The sequence below is a fragment of the Nitratidesulfovibrio oxamicus genome (assembly GCF_015731765.1).
GTDB lineage: Bacteria > Desulfobacterota > Desulfovibrionia > Desulfovibrionales > Desulfovibrionaceae > Cupidesulfovibrio > Cupidesulfovibrio oxamicus.
Genome location: NZ_VRYY01000757.1, coordinates 1 through 596, shown reverse-complemented (window position 1 = coordinate 596; position 596 = coordinate 1). Strand labels below are relative to the sequence as shown.

Sequence of the window (596 nt, the reverse complement as noted above, 5' to 3'; positions counted from 1 at the left end):
CCCTGCCGCTGGGCTGGCGCGTGGTTGTGCTGCTGGCGGTGTTCTGCGGCGGAGCCTGGGCGGCGGGACGCGCCGCGCAGGTGCTGGGCCGGTGCGACCCCGGCAGCGTGGTCATCGACGAGGTGGCCGGGCAGTGGATGACCATGCTGCCCTTTGCCACGTTGTCGCCGCTGGGCGTGCTGACCGCTTTCGTGCTGTTCCGGGTGTTCGACATCCTGAAGCCCGGCCCGGTTGGGGCCTCGGAATCGTGGCTGGAGGGCGGCCCGGGCATCATGATCGACGACATGGTGGCCGGGGCCTGCGCGGCTGCGGTGCTGGCCGTGCTGCTGTGGCTGGGCCTGCCTGGATAAGGGGAGGCAGGCGGCAGGCTGCCGGAACGATGCGGTGACCCGCGAGTGGGATTGCAATTATATATAATAATTGATAAATATCACATGGCGGCACGACGGCCCGCGTATCACGAGGTTCGTGATGCGCGGGCCGTCGCGCGTTGCGTGCGTGCGTTGAGCTCACGGCGTGGCTTGTGCGGCGCGGGCAGTGCGGACAGCGGCCCGCTGTCGGTGCGCATGCCTGGCCGGTGGCGGATCAGCCCCGCT

Annotated in this window: 1 protein-coding gene; it reads left to right on the top strand. The window is 69.3% G+C overall.

Annotated features, from left to right (window positions below):
- A partial coding sequence (locus FVW20_RS18200) for a phosphatidylglycerophosphatase A family protein (protein WP_196610690.1) occupies positions 1-350 on the top strand: 350 nt, incomplete at its 5' end.
- Positions 351-596: the final 246 nt, after the last annotated feature.